This is a genomic window from Paenibacillus sp. FSL R5-0923, from assembly GCF_038009145.1.
In the GTDB taxonomy this organism is placed as follows: domain Bacteria; phylum Bacillota; class Bacilli; order Paenibacillales; family Paenibacillaceae; genus Paenibacillus_AQ.
Map to the genome: position 1 here is coordinate 2,351,302 of NZ_JBBPAT010000001.1, position 18,580 is coordinate 2,369,881.

The 18,580-nt window shown below is 45.6% G+C and carries 15 protein-coding genes, 1 other RNA gene and 1 pseudogene; 16 read left to right on the forward strand and 1 reads right to left on the reverse strand.

The window, feature by feature from the left end; all coding sequences use genetic code 11:
* Positions 1-3: 3 nt before the first annotated feature.
* The 16 genes and pseudogenes from MKX35_RS10420 (at position 4) to rnpB (ending at position 16,788) form a co-directional block, all read left to right on the forward strand.
* Positions 4-2,260, forward strand: a pseudogene (locus tag MKX35_RS10420) (HD family phosphohydrolase).
* Positions 2,257-2,754, forward strand: coding sequence for an rRNA maturation RNase YbeY (gene ybeY / locus MKX35_RS10425; RefSeq protein ID WP_076117315.1), 498 nt, complete (start codon positions 2,257-2,259; stop codon positions 2,752-2,754). The pseudogene MKX35_RS10420 and the gene ybeY overlap by 4 nt, the downstream one beginning before the upstream one ends.
* Positions 2,754-3,149: a diacylglycerol kinase family protein gene (locus MKX35_RS10430; RefSeq protein ID WP_042190936.1), complete on the forward strand. Its 396-nt coding sequence runs from the start codon at positions 2,754-2,756 to the stop codon at positions 3,147-3,149. Before ybeY ends, MKX35_RS10430 begins: the two co-directional genes overlap by 1 nt.
* A 205-nt stretch (positions 3,150-3,354) precedes the next feature.
* Complete coding sequence (locus tag MKX35_RS10435; protein ID WP_042130321.1) at positions 3,355-3,774, forward strand: cytidine deaminase; 420 nt, start codon at positions 3,355-3,357, stop codon at positions 3,772-3,774.
* A gap of 664 nt (positions 3,775-4,438) precedes the next feature.
* On the forward strand, positions 4,439-5,332 hold the full coding sequence (era, locus tag MKX35_RS10440; protein WP_042190933.1) for a GTPase Era: 894 nt from the start codon (positions 4,439-4,441) through the stop codon (positions 5,330-5,332).
* Positions 5,333-5,444: 112 nt separating this feature from the next.
* Complete coding sequence (locus tag MKX35_RS10445) at positions 5,445-5,588, forward strand: YqzL family protein (RefSeq protein WP_076117313.1); 144 nt, start codon at positions 5,445-5,447, stop codon at positions 5,586-5,588.
* 36 nt (positions 5,589-5,624) lie between these two features.
* Positions 5,625-6,380, forward strand: a complete 756-nt coding sequence (gene recO, locus MKX35_RS10450; RefSeq protein WP_042190931.1) for a DNA repair protein RecO — start codon at positions 5,625-5,627, stop codon at positions 6,378-6,380.
* A gap of 424 nt (positions 6,381-6,804) precedes the next feature.
* A complete protein-coding gene (gene glyQ / locus MKX35_RS10455) occupies positions 6,805-7,692 on the forward strand; it encodes a glycine--tRNA ligase subunit alpha (RefSeq protein WP_042130314.1) in 888 nt (295 codons plus the stop codon).
* Positions 7,685-9,760: a glycine--tRNA ligase subunit beta gene (glyS, locus tag MKX35_RS10460; RefSeq protein ID WP_076284782.1), complete on the forward strand. Its 2,076-nt coding sequence runs from the start codon at positions 7,685-7,687 to the stop codon at positions 9,758-9,760. The genes glyQ and glyS overlap by 8 nt, the downstream gene beginning before the upstream one ends.
* 239 nt (positions 9,761-9,999) lie before the next feature.
* Positions 10,000-10,476, forward strand: coding sequence for a YaiI/YqxD family protein (locus MKX35_RS10465; RefSeq protein WP_076299716.1), 477 nt, complete (start codon positions 10,000-10,002; stop codon positions 10,474-10,476).
* A gap of 39 nt (positions 10,477-10,515) precedes the next feature.
* The gene (dnaG, locus tag MKX35_RS10470) at positions 10,516-12,336 is read left to right on the forward strand and encodes a DNA primase (protein WP_042190927.1); all 1,821 of its coding nucleotides are present in this window, start codon (positions 10,516-10,518) and stop codon (positions 12,334-12,336) included.
* Positions 12,337-12,376: 40 nt separating this feature from the next.
* Positions 12,377-13,510, forward strand: a complete 1,134-nt coding sequence (gene rpoD, locus MKX35_RS10475; protein WP_042130309.1) for an RNA polymerase sigma factor RpoD — start codon at positions 12,377-12,379, stop codon at positions 13,508-13,510.
* A gap of 106 nt (positions 13,511-13,616) precedes the next feature.
* Positions 13,617-14,441, forward strand: a complete 825-nt coding sequence (locus MKX35_RS10480; RefSeq protein WP_076284781.1) for a hypothetical protein — start codon at positions 13,617-13,619, stop codon at positions 14,439-14,441.
* A gap of 5 nt (positions 14,442-14,446) precedes the next feature.
* Positions 14,447-15,217, forward strand: a complete 771-nt coding sequence (locus tag MKX35_RS10485) for a tRNA (adenine(22)-N(1))-methyltransferase (RefSeq protein WP_076284867.1) — start codon at positions 14,447-14,449, stop codon at positions 15,215-15,217.
* A complete protein-coding gene (locus tag MKX35_RS10490; RefSeq protein WP_076284780.1) occupies positions 15,193-16,308 on the forward strand; it encodes a Nif3-like dinuclear metal center hexameric protein in 1,116 nt (371 codons plus the stop codon). Before MKX35_RS10485 ends, MKX35_RS10490 begins: the two co-directional genes overlap by 25 nt.
* A 64-nt stretch (positions 16,309-16,372) precedes the next feature.
* Positions 16,373-16,788, forward strand: an RNA gene (gene rnpB, locus MKX35_RS10495) — RNase P RNA component class A.
* A 531-nt stretch (positions 16,789-17,319) separates the two neighbouring features.
* On the opposite strand, the gene MKX35_RS10500 is transcribed toward rnpB, so the two are convergent.
* On the reverse strand, positions 17,320-18,540 hold the full coding sequence (locus tag MKX35_RS10500) for an aminotransferase-like domain-containing protein (protein ID WP_076299662.1): 1,221 nt from the start codon (positions 18,538-18,540) through the stop codon (positions 17,320-17,322).
* Between the last annotated feature and the right edge of the window lie 40 nt (positions 18,541-18,580).

Genomic DNA, 18,580 nt, shown 5'->3' on the forward strand with positions numbered 1-18,580 from the left:
TTCATGGCTTCAAAGCAACCATCTAAATTAAGCGGATTTGTATATACGAACAACGGATGGAAGTATAGCGCGGCGACACGCTATGCTCTTTTCCTGTTACTCGGACTTGTGTTCTACTTCAGCCTGTCGCCCGATCTACTACCTAAGCGGTACGATATTAAAGAGAATACGCTCAGCGCGAAGGAGATAACAGCGCCTAAGCAAATTTTGGACAAGAAGGCAACACTAAAGGCGGCGGAAGAAGCGGCCGAAGGTGTATCTCCAAAGTATAAAATCATCCCGATGAGGGCCGATAATCTTGTGACATCGCTACTGGACCGGATTGATCGCCTGAATCAGGATGATTTGATTTCGCAAAGCGATAAGACTGAGATTTATCGTGATGAGATCCCGCAGAGGGCCAATGATTTTATTTTGAATTTCATAGCCTCAAATCGGGGTGGAGGCACTTATTCCGATCATCTTTTGGAGGAAATGCAATCTGTCATAAAAGAGCAGACCTATGTCATTCCAGATGAAACTTACATTAAGATTCCGCGACTGACCTCTCAGGACATTATCGAAATGAAGCCTGTCGCTCGTGATATTGTGACTAGGCTGATGAACGATCAAATCACGGACGCCCAGACTGCGCGCGCCAAAGTGGCGGAGCAGGTCAGTATCAGCTCTCTGAGTCAGCGTACGGCGCGTGAGGTTGTTCAAGAGTTAGTCCGGCTCGTTATTACAAGCAATAAGTTCTATGACGAAGATGCAACGAAGGAAGCGAAGGTACAGGCTCGTGAGAACACACCTGATGTGTTTATTGAGCAAGGGGAGGTTCTTGTCGCTAAAGGGCAAAAAATCACCCCTGAGCTGTACGCCCTATTGGATGAGAATGGCCTGCTAAGCAATGAGGTCAACTATTGGCCTCAGGTTGGATTGCTATTACTTGCTACCATGCTATCTGCGGGTCTGATGGTGTTTATCCGTTACTCTGGCGGAACTGCGGGCTTCAAGTATAATAATTCCCAGTTATTAATGCTGGTGCTTGTGTTTGTTATTACGATCATCTCCATGCGGTTGACCGCAATTTTGCAGACGGATGTCCATTCCTATCTCGGGTATCTGGCTCCAGTAGCCATTGGTGCTATGCTGATTACCATGCTTCTGGATATGACATTAGCGTATTTCTGTTCTATTCTGATCAGTATACTCGCCAGTATCATTTTGAATGTTCAGCAGAATTCGGTGTTTGATTTTACCTTTGGCTTCTTTTCAATTGTTGTTTGTTATGTAGCTATTTTTGCCACTCATCGTGCAGGCCAGCGTTCCACATTATTAAAAGGCGGGATTATGGTATCCCTTTTTGGCTGTGTGACCGTCTTTATGCTGACCCTCTTAGCTGGTGGTGAATGGAAAGATGTAAGCACGCTGTATGCCGTTGGTTTTGCTTTTGCGAGTGGACTTTTGACTGCAGTGCTTGTGATTGGTCTGATGCCTTTCTTTGAAGCTACCTTTGGTATTCTATCTGCCCTGAAGCTGGTAGAGTTGTCTAATCCGAACCATCCCTTATTGCGCAAGCTTCTTACGGAAACACCAGGAACCTATCACCATAGCGTAATGGTAGGTAACTTGTCAGAAGCGGCCGCAGAAGCGATTGGAGCAGACGGCCTATTGTGCCGGGTAGGATCGTATTATCATGATATTGGTAAAACAAAACGTCCGTTTTATTTTATTGAAAATCAGAATAATATGGAAAACCCACATGATTCTATAGAACCGAAGCTTAGTAAATCTATCATTGTAGCTCACGCCCGCGATGGGGTGGAGATGCAACGAGAATATAAGCTGCCCAAACCGATTCGTGATATTGCTGAGCAGCATCATGGGACGACGTTCCTGCATTATTTTTACCATAAAGCCCTGAAGCTGGCGGAAGAAAAAGGTGTAGAGCCTGATTTTACCGAGGAAGATTTCCGTTATCCTGGCCCGAAAGCCCAGTCGAAGGAATCGGCTGTTGTAGGAATTGCCGACAGTGTTGAAGCTGCGGTGCGATCCTTGCGCAAACCAACCGTCCTTCAGGTGGAAACGATGATTGAGAAAATTATTAAAAGTCGACTGGATGATCATCAGTTTGACGAATGTGATTTAACGATTAAAGAATTGGACATTATTGCACGGACGCTGAAAGAAACGGTCATGGGGGATTTTCCATTCACGGATCGAATACCCAGAAGATGTGCGTAAGCCGAAAAAAGAGGAAGGGGCAGCTAACCCATGAGTTTGGAGATCGTTTGGGATAACGAGCAAGAAGAATACGAGATAAAGGACGATCTCATAGCACTGCTGGAGAGCATTTTGCAAAAAGCAGGTGAGGCGGAAGGGATCGATCAGGGAGAGGTTGCGCTTACTTTTGTCGATAACACTCGTATTCATGAGTTGAACTTGGAATACCGGGGAATTGACCGTCCGACGGACGTACTTTCTTTTGCGATGAATGAAAGCGGAGAGGACGAGCTGGACATTATATACGAAGTAGAAGAAGGCGAAGCGCTGGAAGATGTTCCGGATGTACTGGGAGATATCATCATTTCCGTAACTCGTGCTCAGGAGCAAGCGCAAGAATATGGTCATTCGCTGGAGCGTGAGCTTGGTTTCCTCTTTGTGCACGGATTTCTGCATTTGTTAGGATATGATCATCAGGATGAAGCTTCAGAGGCTGAAATGATGTCTAAGCAAGAGAAAGTACTAGCTCAGGTTGGGTTGACTCGCTAATGGTGAAGAACACGGCGGTAGGACATAAGAAGTTCTGGCACTCTTTTCGGTTTGCATCGCAAGGCATCGTGTCGGCATTCAAATCCGAGCTTAACATGAAGGTGCATTGCTGTTTGGCTGTGGTTGTACTTGTTGCCGCTGCCGTGTTCAGACTTCCGCTGGCCAGTTGGATGTTGCTGCTCTTCTCAATCACGCTTGTCTTAACCGCCGAGTTGCTCAATACAGCAATTGAAGCGACGGTAGACTTGATCTCGCCGGAGATTCACCCACTGGCTAAGAGAGCAAAAGATACCGCCGCAGGAGCTGTGCTTCTAACGGCGGTGTTTGCTGTCTTAGTCGGGGTCTATGTTTTTTACCACCCGGTGATGGACTGGATTACCGGACTTATGTCATAATCAGGTTACAATTCAATTCAGGGGAGAGGCGGACCCGCGTTTTGCGATTCCGCCTCTTTGGTTACTGGATGTTTAGGAAGCGAGTTTTGTACGAAGAAAATTCAATGAAGTATTGCTAACAAAACTAAGTGGATGCTTTCGAAGCAAGTTTTGTACGAAGTGATTCCACGATGTAGCGCTAACAAAACTTTAGGAGGACCCAAATATGGATTCCGCTCTTCTTATGCAAGAAGCGATTAAAGCACGTGCTAAGGCATATATTCCTTACTCCCGATTCGGAGTTGGAGCCGCCCTTCTTGATCAGGATGGTCATATTCATCACGGATGTAATGTAGAAAATGCTGCTTTTGGCCCAACCAATTGTGCAGAGCGCACCGCGTTATTTCGTGCCATTGCTGACGGTCATGCTATCGGTTCTTTCAAGGCAATTGCCGTTGTTGCCGATTCCGATGGCCCCGTATCTCCTTGTGGTGTATGCCGCCAAGTTATGATTGAGTTGTGTTCACCCGACATGAAGGTTATCCTTGGAAACATGAAGGGCGATATTGTTGAGACGACGGTGGGAGAATTACTTCCCGGCGCTTTTGGTCCCGTAGATCTGAAGCAAGGACAAGCTCCAGAATAAAATGAGAGTTTGATTTAATGCCTGTTTAAAGGCGAATCAGGTATAGTTAGACGAAGGTTGCTACTTTAATTGCACAATGTACAGTTAAATGCTACTCTTTCGCACAAAAATGAATTTAGTTGCAGATAGTGCAATTAAATTTATGATATAGTCTATATTTGGCTCTTAAGACAGGATTTAGTTGCACAGAATGCAATTAAAACACCAAAAGCATAACTCAAACTCAAATTAGTTGTACAAAATACAATTAAAAGTGTGCGCTAACAATCAAGTTAGGCTAAAATCGTGCAAATTATGTGTTGTTAGAGTAACATTACGAGGTAAGCGCCGCGGCAACGCCGCCAGCGATTCTAATTACGTAAGGTTACTTGTAACACAGCCTAAAGCCAATCATCTCAGTAATCTTTATCCATGGTGAGCTTAATGCGAACCGTGTGAATAAGCGACAGTGAAGCGTGTCCCCGATAGGGGACGAAAGCGCTCATGCACGACCGTTTCAATCCCGCCGAACGTTGCAGGTACGCCTATTTCCGGGTGTCCAGAGGGCCGGGGCCCTTGGGGTCCCCCTTGGCTAAGGGGGATTTAGGGGGATCGAAAAAGCTTTAAAAAAGATTGAATGATTGAAAAAGATTGAACTAGAAGGAAAGTATGGAAGGAAGATAATATGAAATTCAAATCAGGCTTTGTCGCAATTATCGGCAGACCGAACGTAGGCAAATCGACACTCATGAACCAGGTTATTGGACAGAAGATTGCAATCATGTCGGATAAGCCACAGACCACTAGAAACAAAATCCATGGGGTCTATACAACGAATAATTCGCAAATCGTGTTCCTGGACACACCAGGTATTCATAAAAGACAGTCCAAGCTAGGCGACTACATGAACCAAACTGCAATGAGCACGCTGGGTGAAGTTGAGGCTGTGCTGTTCCTTGTGGATGCTGCAGATGGTTTGGGCGGTGGAGACCGATACATTGCTGAGCAATTAAACGGACTTAAGACGCCAGTTATTCTTGTACTGAACAAGATCGATAAAATAGAGCCGGAAGCATTGCTCCCACTTATGGCTCAGTATAACAAGCTGCATAACTTTGCTGAAATCATTCCAATTTCTGCTAAGATGGGTAGCAATGTTAACACGCTGTTAGAGCAAGTCGCTAAGTATTTACCAGAAGGTCCGCAATACTACCCAGAAGATCAAATTACGGATCACCCTGAGCAATTTGTGTGCGCAGAACTAATTCGTGAGAAGATTCTGCATTTGACGCGCGAAGAAGTACCGCATTCCATTGCTGTGGCTATCGAAGATATGAGGGTTGAGCCGAATGGTGTGGTGCATGTGTCTGCCGTTATTTTTGTTGAACGTGATTCTCAGAAGGGGATCATTATCGGTAAGCAAGGTGCGCTGCTGAAAGAGGTTGGCAGACGTGCTCGGACAGACATTGAGAACCTTTTGGGTTCGAAGATTTTTCTGGAGCTATGGGTAAAAGTGAAAAAAGACTGGCGTAATCAGGACCGCGTTCTGCGGGATTTGGGCTTCCATAAAGACCTTTAAGATCTTTATCCGTCATTCCTCGTTTGGCAGGAATTGCAAGGATAGAACCTGGCTCATCGCACATCCTAATTCTTGAAGAGACATCGTCTTTCCCAAGAAAGGATGAATACGAATGCGAAACTTTTCGTGGAAGTATTTTGCAATGACAGGAGACGTCGATGCTTACCTGCTATACAAGGAAGCTGGCTATCCACTTGAAGACAGTGGATTACAGCTAGTGGAAGAAGAGAAGGTCTGTGATGAAGAAGCGCAATAAGGACTGGTTGCTTGCCGAATGGTTGGGGGAAGAGGCATGCTACACAGGGTGGAAGGGATCGTCATCCGCAGCATGGACTACGGCGAGGGGAACGCAATTATTACGCTTTGCACCGAGAACGCCGGGAAAGTAGGAGTTCTGGTACGAGGTGCTAAGAAGGTTAAGAGCCGCCATGCTGCCCTGATCCAGCTGTTCACCGTCGGGGAATTTGTTTTTTTTAGAAATAACGGAGGTCTTGGAACGCTGAATTCCGGCGAGATCACGAAGTCTCACCACCCTCTGCGTGAGGATTTGATTAAAGCAGCATATGCATCATACGCTTGTGAACTGCTTGATAAAGTCCTGCATGATGAGGAGACGGGGAGCTTCTGGTTTCGCCAGCTTACGGCCTGCTTGAACGCACTTGAAGAAGATAAGGAACCTGGAGTTATCATAAATGTTTATGAAATGAAGATTTTGCAAGCAGCCGGTTATGGTCCAGAGTTCGACACCTGTGTGATATGTGGAGCAGAAAAGCCTGATGAACAACTGCTGATAAGCCCTCGCCTTGGTGGAGCACTCTGCCGCAGCTGTAAACATAATGATCCTCCAGCAATGGAGGTCTCTGCTCGTGCGTTGAAATTACTACGCTTATTCGCCAGACTTGATCTAACTAGATTAGGGAATGTGGATGTCAAAGAAAGCAGCCGTGATGAGCTAAAAAAAATTATGCGTGCCTTTATGGATGTGCAGCTTGGATTAAAGCTAAAATCACAGAATTTCCTGGATCAGCTCGACAAGTACAAGATTTGACGAAATCTGATTTTTCCGTTACTATAGGAACAGTTTAATTATAAGATTATCGCCGTTTTGCTCGACTTCGGGAGAACGTGCATTGATCGGGAAAGTAATGAGCGATATTGTCGCGATTCAGCGAGCTGGGGGTAGTGAGAGCCTGGCGGGACAATGTTCATGAACATGGCACCCGGGAGTACGGATACGGCGAATGAAAGTGGATTTCGTTCTTGTCTTTAGCAAGTGATATTGCTGAATCAAGGGTTGGAATCAAGTAGGGTGGAACCGCGGGAGAATAAGTTAAGCTCTCGTCCCTATGTCTGTTAATCAGGCATGGGGGCGGGGGTTTTTTGTTGCTGTCAGGAGCGAAAAATGCCGCCTCCATGGTAAGAAGTTTTAAGCAAGATGAACTAAAAACTTGTAAAGCGAAGGAGACGGTATTATGAACTTTCAGCAGATGATTTTGACGCTGCAGCAGTTCTGGGCTGAACAGAACTGTATTATCGTACAGCCTTATGACACTGAAAAAGGCGCCGGCACGATGAACCCTATGACATTTTTACGCTCACTAGGTCCTGAACCATGGAGAGTTGCGTACGTAGAGCCTTCACGTCGCCCATCCGATGGACGTTATGGAGAGAATCCGAACCGTCTGTATCAGCATCATCAATTTCAAGTCATTATCAAACCATCGCCTGATAACATTCAAGAGATTTACTTGGATAGTTTGAAAGCACTCGGCATTGATCCGCTCTTGCATGATATCCGTTTTGTTGAGGATAACTGGGAGAACCCTTCACTGGGTTGTGCAGGTCTAGGATGGGAAGTATGGCTAGATGGTATGGAAATCACTCAGTTTACGTACTTCCAACAGGTCGGTGGAATTGAGGCCAATCCAGTTGCCGTAGAAATTACTTACGGAATGGAGCGGCTAGCATCCTACATTCAAGATAAAGAAAATGTATTTGATCTTGAATGGGTTAGCGGCATGACTTATGGTGATGTTTTTCATCAACCGGAGTTTGAACATTCTACTTACACCTTTGAAGTATCTGATGTAAAAATGCTATTTTCACTGTTCAACATGTACGAAGAAGAAGCGCGTAGAGCGATGGAGCAGCATCTTGTGTTCCCTGCCTACGATTACGTGTTGAAATGCTCACATAGCTTTAATTTGCTGGATGCACGTGGAGCCATCAGTGTTACTGAACGGACTGGATTTATTACCCGAGTGCGTAATCTTGCCCGCTCTGTAGCGGCAACATATCTTGAGGAACGCGAGAAGCTTGGCTTCCCGCTGCTGAAGAAAGAAGGTGCTGACCGTGTCTAAAGATATCCTGTTTGAGATCGGTCTGGAGGAAATTCCTGCACGTTTTATCCGCGCTGCGATGGAACAGCTGCAAGATAGAACATCCAAGTGGTTGGATTCTGCACGGATTACCTATGCTGGAGTTACTGCTTATGCAACGCCACGTCGTCTCGCTGTTTTTGTTAAGGATGCGGCTGAGAAGCAAGAGGATATCAGCGAAGAAGTCAAAGGACCATCACGCAAAATCGCACTGGATGCAAACGGGGACTGGAGCAAAGCTGCTTTAGGGTTTGCCCGTAGTCAGGGTGTATCTCCGGAGCAATTTACGTTCAAAGAGCTTGCTGGAGTTGAGTATATCTATGCTACTAGAAATAGTGCTGGGGTAGAGACAGCTTCGTTGCTTTCTGAAGGTCTTTTAGGGATTGTAAATGCGATGACTTTTCCGAAAAACATGCGTTGGGGAGCTTACGATTTTAAATTCGTGCGTCCGATCCGCTGGTTAGTTGCTCTTTTCGGGAAAGATATTATTGATTTGGAAATTACGGATGTAAAAGCGGGTAATGTGAGCCGTGGACATCGTTTTCTGGGTACAGAGACTGTAATTTCGGAGCCTGCACAATATGTTGAGAGCATGCGTGCGCAGCATGTCCTTGTAGACGTGAAGGAACGGGAAGAATTGATCCTGAAACAAATCAATCAATTGGCTGAAGAAAAAAGCTGGACGATTGCGATCAAAGAGGATCTTTTGGAGGAAGTACTGTTCCTAGTTGAAACACCAACCGTGTTGTTCGGAACCTTCGACCCATCTTTCTTGAACATTCCACAGGATGTGCTGATTACTTCGATGCGTGAGCATCAGCGGTATTTCCCGGTATTTGATGCAGCGGGCAAACTTCTACCTTTCTTCGTAACGGTGCGTAACGGGAATGCAGTATCTTTGGATGTTATTGCTAAGGGTAATGAGAAGGTACTCCGTGCTCGTCTATCAGATGCCAAATTCTTCTATCAAGAAGATCAAAAGATGAAGATTGATGATGCACTAGCCAAATTGGAGAATATCGTCTACCATGAAGAGCTTGGCAGTGTTGGAGATAAAGTGCGTCGTATTCGCCAAATCTCCGATCGTCTTGCTGTAAAGTTGGGATTGTCTGATATAACCCTTTCTGAAGTAAGTCGGACTGCTGATATTTGCAAATTCGACCTTGTGACTCAAATGGTTTATGAATTCCCAGAACTTCAAGGCACCATGGGTGAAGATTATGCACGCAAAGCAGGAGAACCTGAAACTGTGGCAAAAGCAATCTTTGAGCATTATCAGCCAAGGTTCGCGGGTGATGCAGTACCATCGACAGATGCCGGTTCAGTTGTCAGCATTGCGGACAAGATCGATACGATTGTAGGTTGCTTCTCTATCGGTATAATCCCAACAGGCTCACAGGATCCTTACGCACTGCGTCGCCAGGCTGCAGGGATTGTTCAAATCGTGCTGGAGCATAAATTGCCGATTACGCTGCGCGAGATTTTTGAAGCAGCGATTGAAATTCATAAAAATTCAGGGAATTCGAAACATTCTGACGATGAACTACGTATAAACCTGTACGAGTTCTTCGGTCTGCGTGTTAAACGACTTTTATCCGACAATGTACGCTATGATGTTGTGGACGCTGTTACAGCAGCTGGCTTTGACAACGTGGTAGATGTTGTGGGCAGAAGCCGTGCGCTTATGGGTGCTGTGTTAGACCAAGCAGACTTTAAAATTACAGTAGATTCACTCACTCGTGTCAGTAATTTGGCAGCTAAAGCAACCAGCGAAGTGATTGATCCTTCTTTACTTAAAGAAGATGCTGAGCTGAAGCTGTACAAGACATGGCAGGAATTACACACACCGTATCTTGAAGCGATGTCCGCGAATAATGCCGAAGAAGCACTCCGTATTCTCTCGGGTCTAAAAGATGCTGTTACAGCATTTTTCGATTCCGTTATGGTTATGGCAGAGGATGAGCAGGTACGTGCTAACCGTTTAGCTTTGCTAGCTGGTATTGATGCTGACTCCAAGGCGTTTGCTGATTTTGGCAAGCTCGTTTGGTAAACGACTGAGCACCGGAGTTCCCGGCTGAATTCAAGATTCGACATTTGATCAAAGGACAGCTTTTTGAACAACATCTATAAGAAAAGTTTGTGTCTTATGGTATAGAATGTTGGTTTGGGGTATAAATATACGGAACGGTGCCAATGCGTCATTTGACATCCGTTCCGTATTTATGCATAGAAAGAAGGATTTCTTGCGGTAAGGGCGTATATATATTACACGGGAAATTGGTGATGATCATGGAGAAGAAGTCCCGGTCTAGAACTATAGTCGTGGATGGGGATGCTTGTCCGGTCAAAAAAGAGATTGCTGAAGTTGGCCGTGCCTTTGGTGTGCCGGTACTGATGGTATCTTCTTATGACCATGCACTGAAAGCTGAAGAGGGTGTAACGGTTGTGCAGGTGGACCGGGGAGATCAGAGCGCCGATCTATATATTGCCAATCATATTTCTGCTGGAGATGTGTTATTGACTGGGGACTATGGTCTCGCAGCACTTGCACTAGGGAAACGTTGCAGTGTTCTTTCTTTTCGTGGCCAGGAATATGACGATTCCAAAATGGATTTTATGTTGGAAGGCAGGCATGCCAGGGCCGTGGAACGAAGACGGGGACATTATTCTAAGGGTCCAAAACCTATAACGGCAGAAGAAAAAATATATTTTCAACATAAAATGACAAAACTTTTAATACTTTTGCAGGAGAATGTGGAGCAATAGCGAATTATATTTATTTGTTAAGAATTGAAGGTGGTTGAAGTGGCTAGCGGACACGGGAATATTCCGGAAGAAGTTATCGAAAGCGTGCTTGCACGTCATGATATTGTCGATACAGTCGGTAAGGTAGTCCATTTGTCCAAGCAGGGGAAATATTTATGGGGCCTCTGCCCGTTCCATTCGGAGAAAACCCCTTCCTTTACAGTTACCCCCGACCGGGGAGTATTTCATTGCTTTGGCTGCGGCATGGGTGGAAATGCCATCAAATTTAGGATGGAAATCGAAGGATTAACCTTCCCCGAAGCCGTCAAAATAATGGCTGAAGAAAGTGATATTCCCGTTCCTGAAGGTAAGGGAGGCCTAATGTCTCCTCCTGATCCGGAACGCGATCGGTTGATTCAAGCTTATGAATGGTCTGCAAAGTTTTATCATTACTTGCTGAAGAATACGGAACACGGCAAAGCCGCAATGGAGTATTTAAGAGCCCGGAACTTCAGCGATAAAATGATTGACCAGTTTCAGATCGGATATGCTCCGGACCGCTGGGATACTTTGCTACAATTTTTGGAGAAACGGAATTTTGACCTTGCTGAGATGGAGAAAGGTGGACTCTTGTCTGCCCGAGGTGAGGGTAAAGGCTATATAGACCGTTTCCGTGGTCGGATTATTTTTCCGATTGCGAACCGCACAGGCAAGGTGATTGCGTTTGCCGGAAGAATTTTTGGTGAAGGACAACCCAAGTATCTTAATTCTCCAGAGAGTAGATTGTTTAACAAAAGCCGGATTTTATACAATTTGCACCAGTCCAAAGCATCCATCCGCAAAACGCGGCAAATCGTCCTCTTTGAAGGATACGGAGATGTCATTTCGGCCTGGGAAGCAGGTGTGCATAACGGTGTAGCAACAATGGGAACATCTTTAACTGAAAGTCATGTAGCACTGATGAAGAGTCTGGCCGATGAAATTGTACTGTCTTATGACGGTGACCGGGCAGGACAAGCAGCTGCTATGAAGTCCATTCCAATGCTTGAAGGCAGTGGCTTGCGTGTAAAGATCGCCTTACTGCCAAGCGGGCTCGATCCAGATGAATTCATCTCAATGCATGGTGGAGAAAGGTTTATGGATCAGGTTATTGATTCAGCGGTTTCATCCATAAAATTTAAGCTTATATATCTGAAAAAAAACCATATACTCCTAGAGGAAGATGGCAAAATTGCCTACGTCAAAGAAGCTTTGGAGGTCATTGCTTCGTTACATTCCTCGACAGAGAGAGAGGTTTACCTAAGGGAAATCGCTTCTGAGCTGGAACTTTCATATGATAGTTTGAAGCAGGATTGTAATTTACTTAGGGCATCGATGCAAAAAAACATCCCTGAAGGGGATAATAACGACAAAAGGTGGAATAATGGTAGGCATAAAAAAGGGCAAGTGCAGACACCAACTTTGCTGCCCGCTTATCATGTCGCGGAACGGCGTCTACTGTCCTTTATGATTCAGGACCCGGAAGCTGCCACGTATGTGGGCGAACGCCTCGGAGAAGATTTCAACATCGATGATCATGCGGCAATTGCCGCTTATCTATATGCCTATTACGCGCAAGGCAAACCACCCGGCATTAGTCGGTTTCTATCATCGCTTCAGGATGATCGTCTAGAGAAAACTGCTACATCAATTTCCATGATGGATACACCTCCAGACTGGAATATGCAGGTGCTGGATGATTGTATCCGTGAAGTACGGAAATACCCACTGCAGCGCAAGATGGATCAGAAGCGTGAAGAGATGATTCAGGCGGAAAAGTCAGGTGACTTTTTGCGTGCGGCACAAATAGCAAGTGAGATTATAGCCCTAGAGAGACAATGAAATGTTGACAGGATGTACCTAGGGAGGAGGGAGTCGAATTATGGCGAACGATCAGCATACTGAATTGGAAGCAGAATTTACTTTGGATCAGGTTAAGGATCAGCTTATTGAGCAAGGCAAGAAAAGATCATCATTGCTATACAAAGATATTATGGAGAAATTATCGCCGTTTGATCAAGACCCCGAGCAAATGGAGGAGTTCTATGAACAACTCAGTGATTTGGGGATTGAAGTTGTAAACGAGAACGATGAGGAGGTTAACAGCCTCCGGCCAAATGAGGACAATGAAGACAAAGAGGGCGATGAGTTTAGCTTTGATGATGATTTGTCACTGCCGCCAGGGATTAAGATTAATGACCCTGTCCGTATGTATCTAAAAGAAATTGGACGCGTTCCGCTGTTGTCGGCTGACGATGAAGTAGAGCTTGCTATGCGTATTAAAAATGGTGACGAGGAAGCCAAACGTCGTCTCGCTGAAGCGAACCTACGTCTTGTAGTAAGTATTGCTAAACGTTATGTTGGACGCGGTATGCTGTTCCTTGATTTGATTCAGGAAGGTAATATGGGTCTGATCAAAGCGGTAGAGAAATTTGACCATAACAAAGGGTTCAAATTTAGTACGTATGCAACTTGGTGGATTCGTCAGGCCATTACCCGCGCGATTGCGGATCAGGCACGTACGATTCGTATTCCTGTACACATGGTCGAGACGATCAACAAGCTGATTCGTGTCTCTCGTCAATTGCTGCAAGAACTGGGACGTGAACCTTCGCCAGAGGAAATTGCGGCTGAGATGGAGCTGACGGTTGAGAAAGTTAGAGAAATCATGAAGATTGCCCAAGAGCCAGTATCGCTCGAAACACCGATCGGTGAAGAAGACGATTCTCATCTGGGAGATTTCATTGAGGATCAGGAAGCCTTGGCTCCTGCGGATGCAGCAGCTTATGAACTGCTGAAGGAACAGCTGGAGGATGTACTGGACACGCTCACGGAGCGTGAAGAGAATGTACTTCGTCTGCGTTTTGGCCTAGATGATGGCCGGACGAGAACACTTGAAGAAGTGGGCAAAGTGTTCGGCGTTACCCGCGAACGGATTCGCCAGATTGAAGCTAAAGCATTGCGTAAGCTTCGTCACCCTAGCCGCAGTAAACGGCTTAAGGATTTCCTTGAATAGTATTTCATGAACTGGACCTTCTGCTGCTCAGTAGCAGGAGGTTCTTTTATTTGAATTACGACCCTAAAAGTGCTGACCCTGTGTATCTGGAAAGAAGGATGAGCCAGTGAATTTGGAAAAACGCGAAATTATTATAAAAGAGATTCAGTATTGGAGAAACAACAGATTGCTACCAGAGCAATATTGCGACTTCTTAACCAACCTGTATGATGATGAAGCTGCGGCGAAGGATAGAAATCCGATTTCGCTGAAGAATCTACAGCAGGGAAACATCAAAATTTGGCTGTTTGGTTTTGGAATTATTTCCTTGATTTTCTTGATTAGTCTTTATTTTAGCGTTTTTCCCTGGCCTTTGCAACTTGCAACAGCACTATCCGTACTAATTATTTGTTATGGATACTCAGCGGTTTACAGGAACCGAAATCATGTTATTAGTCTTATCCTGGCGGGGCTGGGCAGTGTGTTATCGCTTGGTTTTGGGCTATGGCTGATTGCTTTGCATGATCTTGATCCTCAGCTCTGGAGACCGATTCTGATTGGGGCTTGTGGCTTGTTATGGTGCATTCTGGGATTTGTACTCCGTATAGGCTTGCTGCAGTATTGCGGTTATGCTTTTTGGGCCTTATTATATGCGGGATTCTTCGGTGGAAAACGCCCTGAGGCTTCGATGCTAGAGCTTGAGCTCTTATGGCTTCCACTCTGTGTAATGATGGTGTGGCTGAGCTGGCTATTACATCACAAAGTTAAAGGCGTTGCCAGTGTTTTTTTTGCAGTGGGAGTATCACTATGGATGATGCCGGAACTCGATGCTCTTTTATTGAGGCAGGATTATCCACAGTGGATTTCGTTTATGCTAATTTTAAAAATTGCGGTAGGCTTGGCCCTGCTGTTCTTGTTTCGAAAAAAATGGATAACGTGGGTGGCAACATGAACAATGTGAAATTATCAGATCGACTTCAGCAATTGCTGGAACAAATTCCGCAAGGAAGCAGGTTGGCAGACATCGGCTCTGATCATGCTCTGCTTCCTGTGGCTGCTGTAGAAAGCGGTAAGGCTGTATTCGCAGTAGCAGGTGAGGTAAACCCGGGTCCCTTTGATGCTGCTTGTAAGGGCGTTGCAGAGGCCGGACTAGGGAAGATAATCTCGGTGCGTCGAGGAGATGGCCTTGAGGTATTGGAACCTGGTGAAGTTAATTGTATCACGATCGCTGGCATGGGAGGGGCTTTAATTGCCTCGATTTTAGACCGTGGTCAGAGTCAAGGCAAGCTTAAGGATGTTACAACACTGGTACTTCAACCGAATGTGGGCGAGGATATTTTGCGCCGCTGGCTGTTAAATAATGAATGGGTTCTTACCGCTGAAAGTATTCTGGAAGAAGACGGCAAGTTATATGAAGTATTAACAGCTGTACCAGAGGATGCAGGTGCCGGAATTACAAATGCCAATGTATATCGAGAGGTAACGTTAGGCGATTCCGCTATGGTTCGTGGTCAGGAGACCTTGCTACAGATGGGACCTTTTCTGATTCAAGCACCGAATGAAGTGTTTTTTGCCAAATGGCAGGGAGAGGTTCAAAAATTGGAAGGCATTCTTACTTCATTGTCACGTTCAGAACTCGAATCTGCGGAGAATAAACGAAAATTAATTCGAGAACAGATCAAGGAGATTACGGAGGTGCTGCAATGCTTGCCAAAGGACAAACAGTAATTCAATATATGGAGCAGCTGGCTCCAAAGCATTTAGCTGAAGATTGGGACAAAGTCGGTCTGCAACTAGGTTCCTTACAGAAAGAAATAACCAATGTACTGGTTGCACTGGATGTGAACGATGAAGTCGTTGAAGAGGCAATTCGTCTCGGCTGTAATCTAATCATTGCCCACCATGCGATTATTTTTCGTCCGCTGCAAGGGATTCAAACAGACACTCCAATGGGCCGAATGTATGAAAAATTGATTAAAAATGACATCGCGGTATACATCAGTCATACTAATCTGGATGTTACCGAAGGTGGAATGAACGATTGGATGGCGGAAGCTCTTGGTATAGAGAACGGAGTGCCTATTAAAGACATTCATTCCGAGCAATTGTCAAAGCTGGTTGTGTTTGTGCCGAAGGATCATCATCAGAAGGTACTGGATGCCATTTTGAATGCAGGAGCAGGGGCAATCGGCAACTATAGTCATTGCAGCTTCAATATCGAGGGATACGGGACTTTTATTCCGGGAGAAGGCACAGATCCTTATATCGGGGAAAAAGGGAAGCTGGAGCGTGCTGAGGAGATCCGTATTGAGACAATCGTGCCACACAATATCCGCAATAAAGTGGTACAGGCTATGCTCAAGGCTCATCCTTATGAAGAGGTTGCCTATGATTTGTACACGATGGATCTTAAAGGCCGCAGTTTAGGGCTTGGGCGGGTTGGAAAGCTCAAAGAGCCTACCACACTTGGGCAATTCGTTGAGACGGTAAAAAAAGGTCTGAAAGTTGACCATGTACGTGTTGTGGGTGATTTGGATCGTCCAATTCGTAAAGCGGCTGTTCTCGGCGGTTCGGGTGGAAAGTATTATAACAGTGCTATTTTCCGCGGTGCGGATGTGTTGGTTACGGGAGATCTTGATTACCATACAGCACAGGATGCCGTGCTCGCTGGGATCACTCTGATTGATCCAGGGCATAATGCAGAGAAGATCATGAAAGAGAAAGTAGCAGAGTGGATGACTGGGAAACTGGTGGAGCATAAGTACGATACAGCTGTACATGCTTCGCAGGTGAATACGGAGCCATTTAAGTTCCTATAAAATTGCCATTTAATAATGCTTGTGCCAGACAGGTGATGTCTGTATAATATATAATGTTGTTCGGAAAGTTTGACAGACAATCGCCGGTGACGTGAAGACGTCACGGGAGGAAAGTCCGGGCTCCATAAGGCAGGATGCTGGATAACGTCCAGTCGGCGCGAGTCGAAGGATAGTGCCACAGAAATGGACCGCCGATGGCCGCCTTAGGGCGGCACAGGCAAGGATGGAACCGAGGTGTAAGAGACCCCGAGGAACGCTGGTGACTTCGTTCCTGGTAAACCCCATCTGGAGCAAGACCTAATGAGACGCAGCAGATTCCTTTATTGGAATAGGCAGCCTTAGCCTGAGGCGCGTCTAGGTTGGTCGCTGGAGCTGTGCAGTAATGTACGGCCTAGATAGATGATTGTCGCTTATGGTGGGAGGGTAGTTCCCGATTGAACCACGACGAGCACAGAACCCGGCTTACGGCAAACTTTCCTAACTGCAACGTTATGATAACAACAACAACCATACAAGCGGCGGCGTATCTCGGGAAACCGGATCACGTCGCTTTTTTAAAATATAAGAAAGTATAAGTTTCACTTTATACATTATCCTTATATTTCTCGCAACGCTTACCATCCTTATAAAGTCGCCGAAGGTGTTTATGCTCGTGGCAAGAAGATATGTAGAAAGTGGGAAACGTGTAGCATGGGTAATTATCAGATTTGCGGGTTCTGCGGACATTTATATGAACGAAACAATAAGAGGATGTGCAATAGTTGTGATGAGATGTATCAGAAAATCAGGCGTATCGTAGAGACTTCACCCGACACGATGGTATTAAATATATCCCTTCAAACAGGGGTAAGTGTCAGTCGAATCATGTCTTTCGTTGAAAATGGATATTTTAGGCTCAATAAAGATAGCATAGAAGTATTTAAGAAGTAAATTATTCTAAGCATGGCTGGAAAATAAAAAAAACCGTCTTCCTCATCCCATAAAGGATGAAGAAGACGGGTTTTGTCATGCTCATGATCGAATGCCGGTCTGACTTTCCTGCCATTGTACCAACGCCTTCTCCAGACGCTGAACAGCAACGGGTACAAGCTCAGGTGGCGTATGTGTGAAATTCAGACGCATCTTATTCTTATGGGGCTGTGATGAATAGAACACTTCGCCTGGAACAAAAGCAACACCGTTCTCTACTGCTAGAGGAAGTAATTCCTTCGTGTTGATCTCTTGGGAAAGCGTTAGCCAAAGGAACATACCGCCTCGTGGCTCCAGAAAATGAGCTCCTTCCCAGTTCTGCGATCGGAGTTCCGCGGATAAGAGCTTCATTCGGGAATAATATTCTCGTGAGATGACACGGATATGCTGCTCAATATCGAAATGCAGCAGCAGTTCATCTAAAGCGCGCTGGTCAATGGTGCTAGAATGCAGATCTGCTGCTTGCTTTGCTTTGGCGATGGTCTTGATTAGATTGGAATTGCCGATAATCCAGCCGGTACGCAGGGCAGGGGCTACGATTTTGGAAAAAGTTCCAGTGTAAGCGACACAATAATCGCCACCATAACTTCTGTCGATGGACGCTAGTGAGGGTGGATAAAGATCTTTATTCTCCTCAAAGGTTATTTCACCGTAGGGATTATCCTCCAAGATAAGAACATTGTAGCGGCGGCAAATTTCCACCACTTTCTCACGGCGTTCCTTACTCCAGGTTGCTCCTGAAGGATTGTTAAAGGTCGGAACTGCGTATAGGAGTTTGGGCCGTAGTTTCTGAATTTGATCTTCCAGGTGATCAGGCAGAATGCCTTGCTCGTCGTTATTTATCGTATGAATATCAGCTCGGTAAGAGCCAAGTACTTGTAAGGCTGCCAGATAAGTAGGAGCTTCAACAAGGACAGCATCACCGGGATCAAGCAGTATTTTACATAGTAGATCTATGGCTTGCTGGGAACCTGTGGTCAGAATCATCTCAGACGCTGTAACAGGGATTCCTTGCCGAGTAAGTCTTTCAGCGATTTTGTCACGTAGTGGAGTAAAGCCCTCGGTTAGTCCGTATTGAAGCGCTGAGGTATCGCTGGAGAGTACACGGTTATAAGCGTCTCGTACTGCCTCCAAGGGAAACAAATCCTCCCCAGGCAGCCCGCCTGCAAGTGAAATGATGTCATTGCCCTGTGTAACCTTTAGAATCTCACGAACGGCTGATGATCCTAGATGATTGGCTGCAGCCGAGTATTTGATATCCATAAATGAGTTCTCCACCTTTCGATTTGGTGCTATCATAATA

Coding starts and splice junctions, on each gene's coding strand:
- ybeY (WP_076117315.1), top strand. CDS start 2,257: ATGAGTTTGGAGATCGTTTGGGATAACGAGCAAGAAGAATACGAGATA.
- MKX35_RS10430 (WP_042190936.1), top strand. CDS start 2,754: ATGGTGAAGAACACGGCGGTAGGACATAAGAAGTTCTGGCACTCTTTT.
- MKX35_RS10435 (WP_042130321.1), top strand. CDS start 3,355: ATGGATTCCGCTCTTCTTATGCAAGAAGCGATTAAAGCACGTGCTAAG.
- era (WP_042190933.1), top strand. CDS start 4,439: ATGAAATTCAAATCAGGCTTTGTCGCAATTATCGGCAGACCGAACGTA.
- MKX35_RS10445 (WP_076117313.1), top strand. CDS start 5,445: ATGCGAAACTTTTCGTGGAAGTATTTTGCAATGACAGGAGACGTCGAT.
- recO (WP_042190931.1), top strand. CDS start 5,625: ATGCTACACAGGGTGGAAGGGATCGTCATCCGCAGCATGGACTACGGC.
- glyQ (WP_042130314.1), top strand. CDS start 6,805: ATGAACTTTCAGCAGATGATTTTGACGCTGCAGCAGTTCTGGGCTGAA.
- MKX35_RS10465 (WP_076299716.1), top strand. CDS start 10,000: ATGGAGAAGAAGTCCCGGTCTAGAACTATAGTCGTGGATGGGGATGCT.
- rpoD (WP_042130309.1), top strand. CDS start 12,377: ATGGCGAACGATCAGCATACTGAATTGGAAGCAGAATTTACTTTGGAT.
- MKX35_RS10490 (WP_076284780.1), top strand. CDS start 15,193: ATGCTTGCCAAAGGACAAACAGTAATTCAATATATGGAGCAGCTGGCT.
- MKX35_RS10500 (WP_076299662.1), bottom strand. CDS start 18,540: ATGGATATCAAATACTCGGCTGCAGCCAATCATCTAGGATCATCAGCC.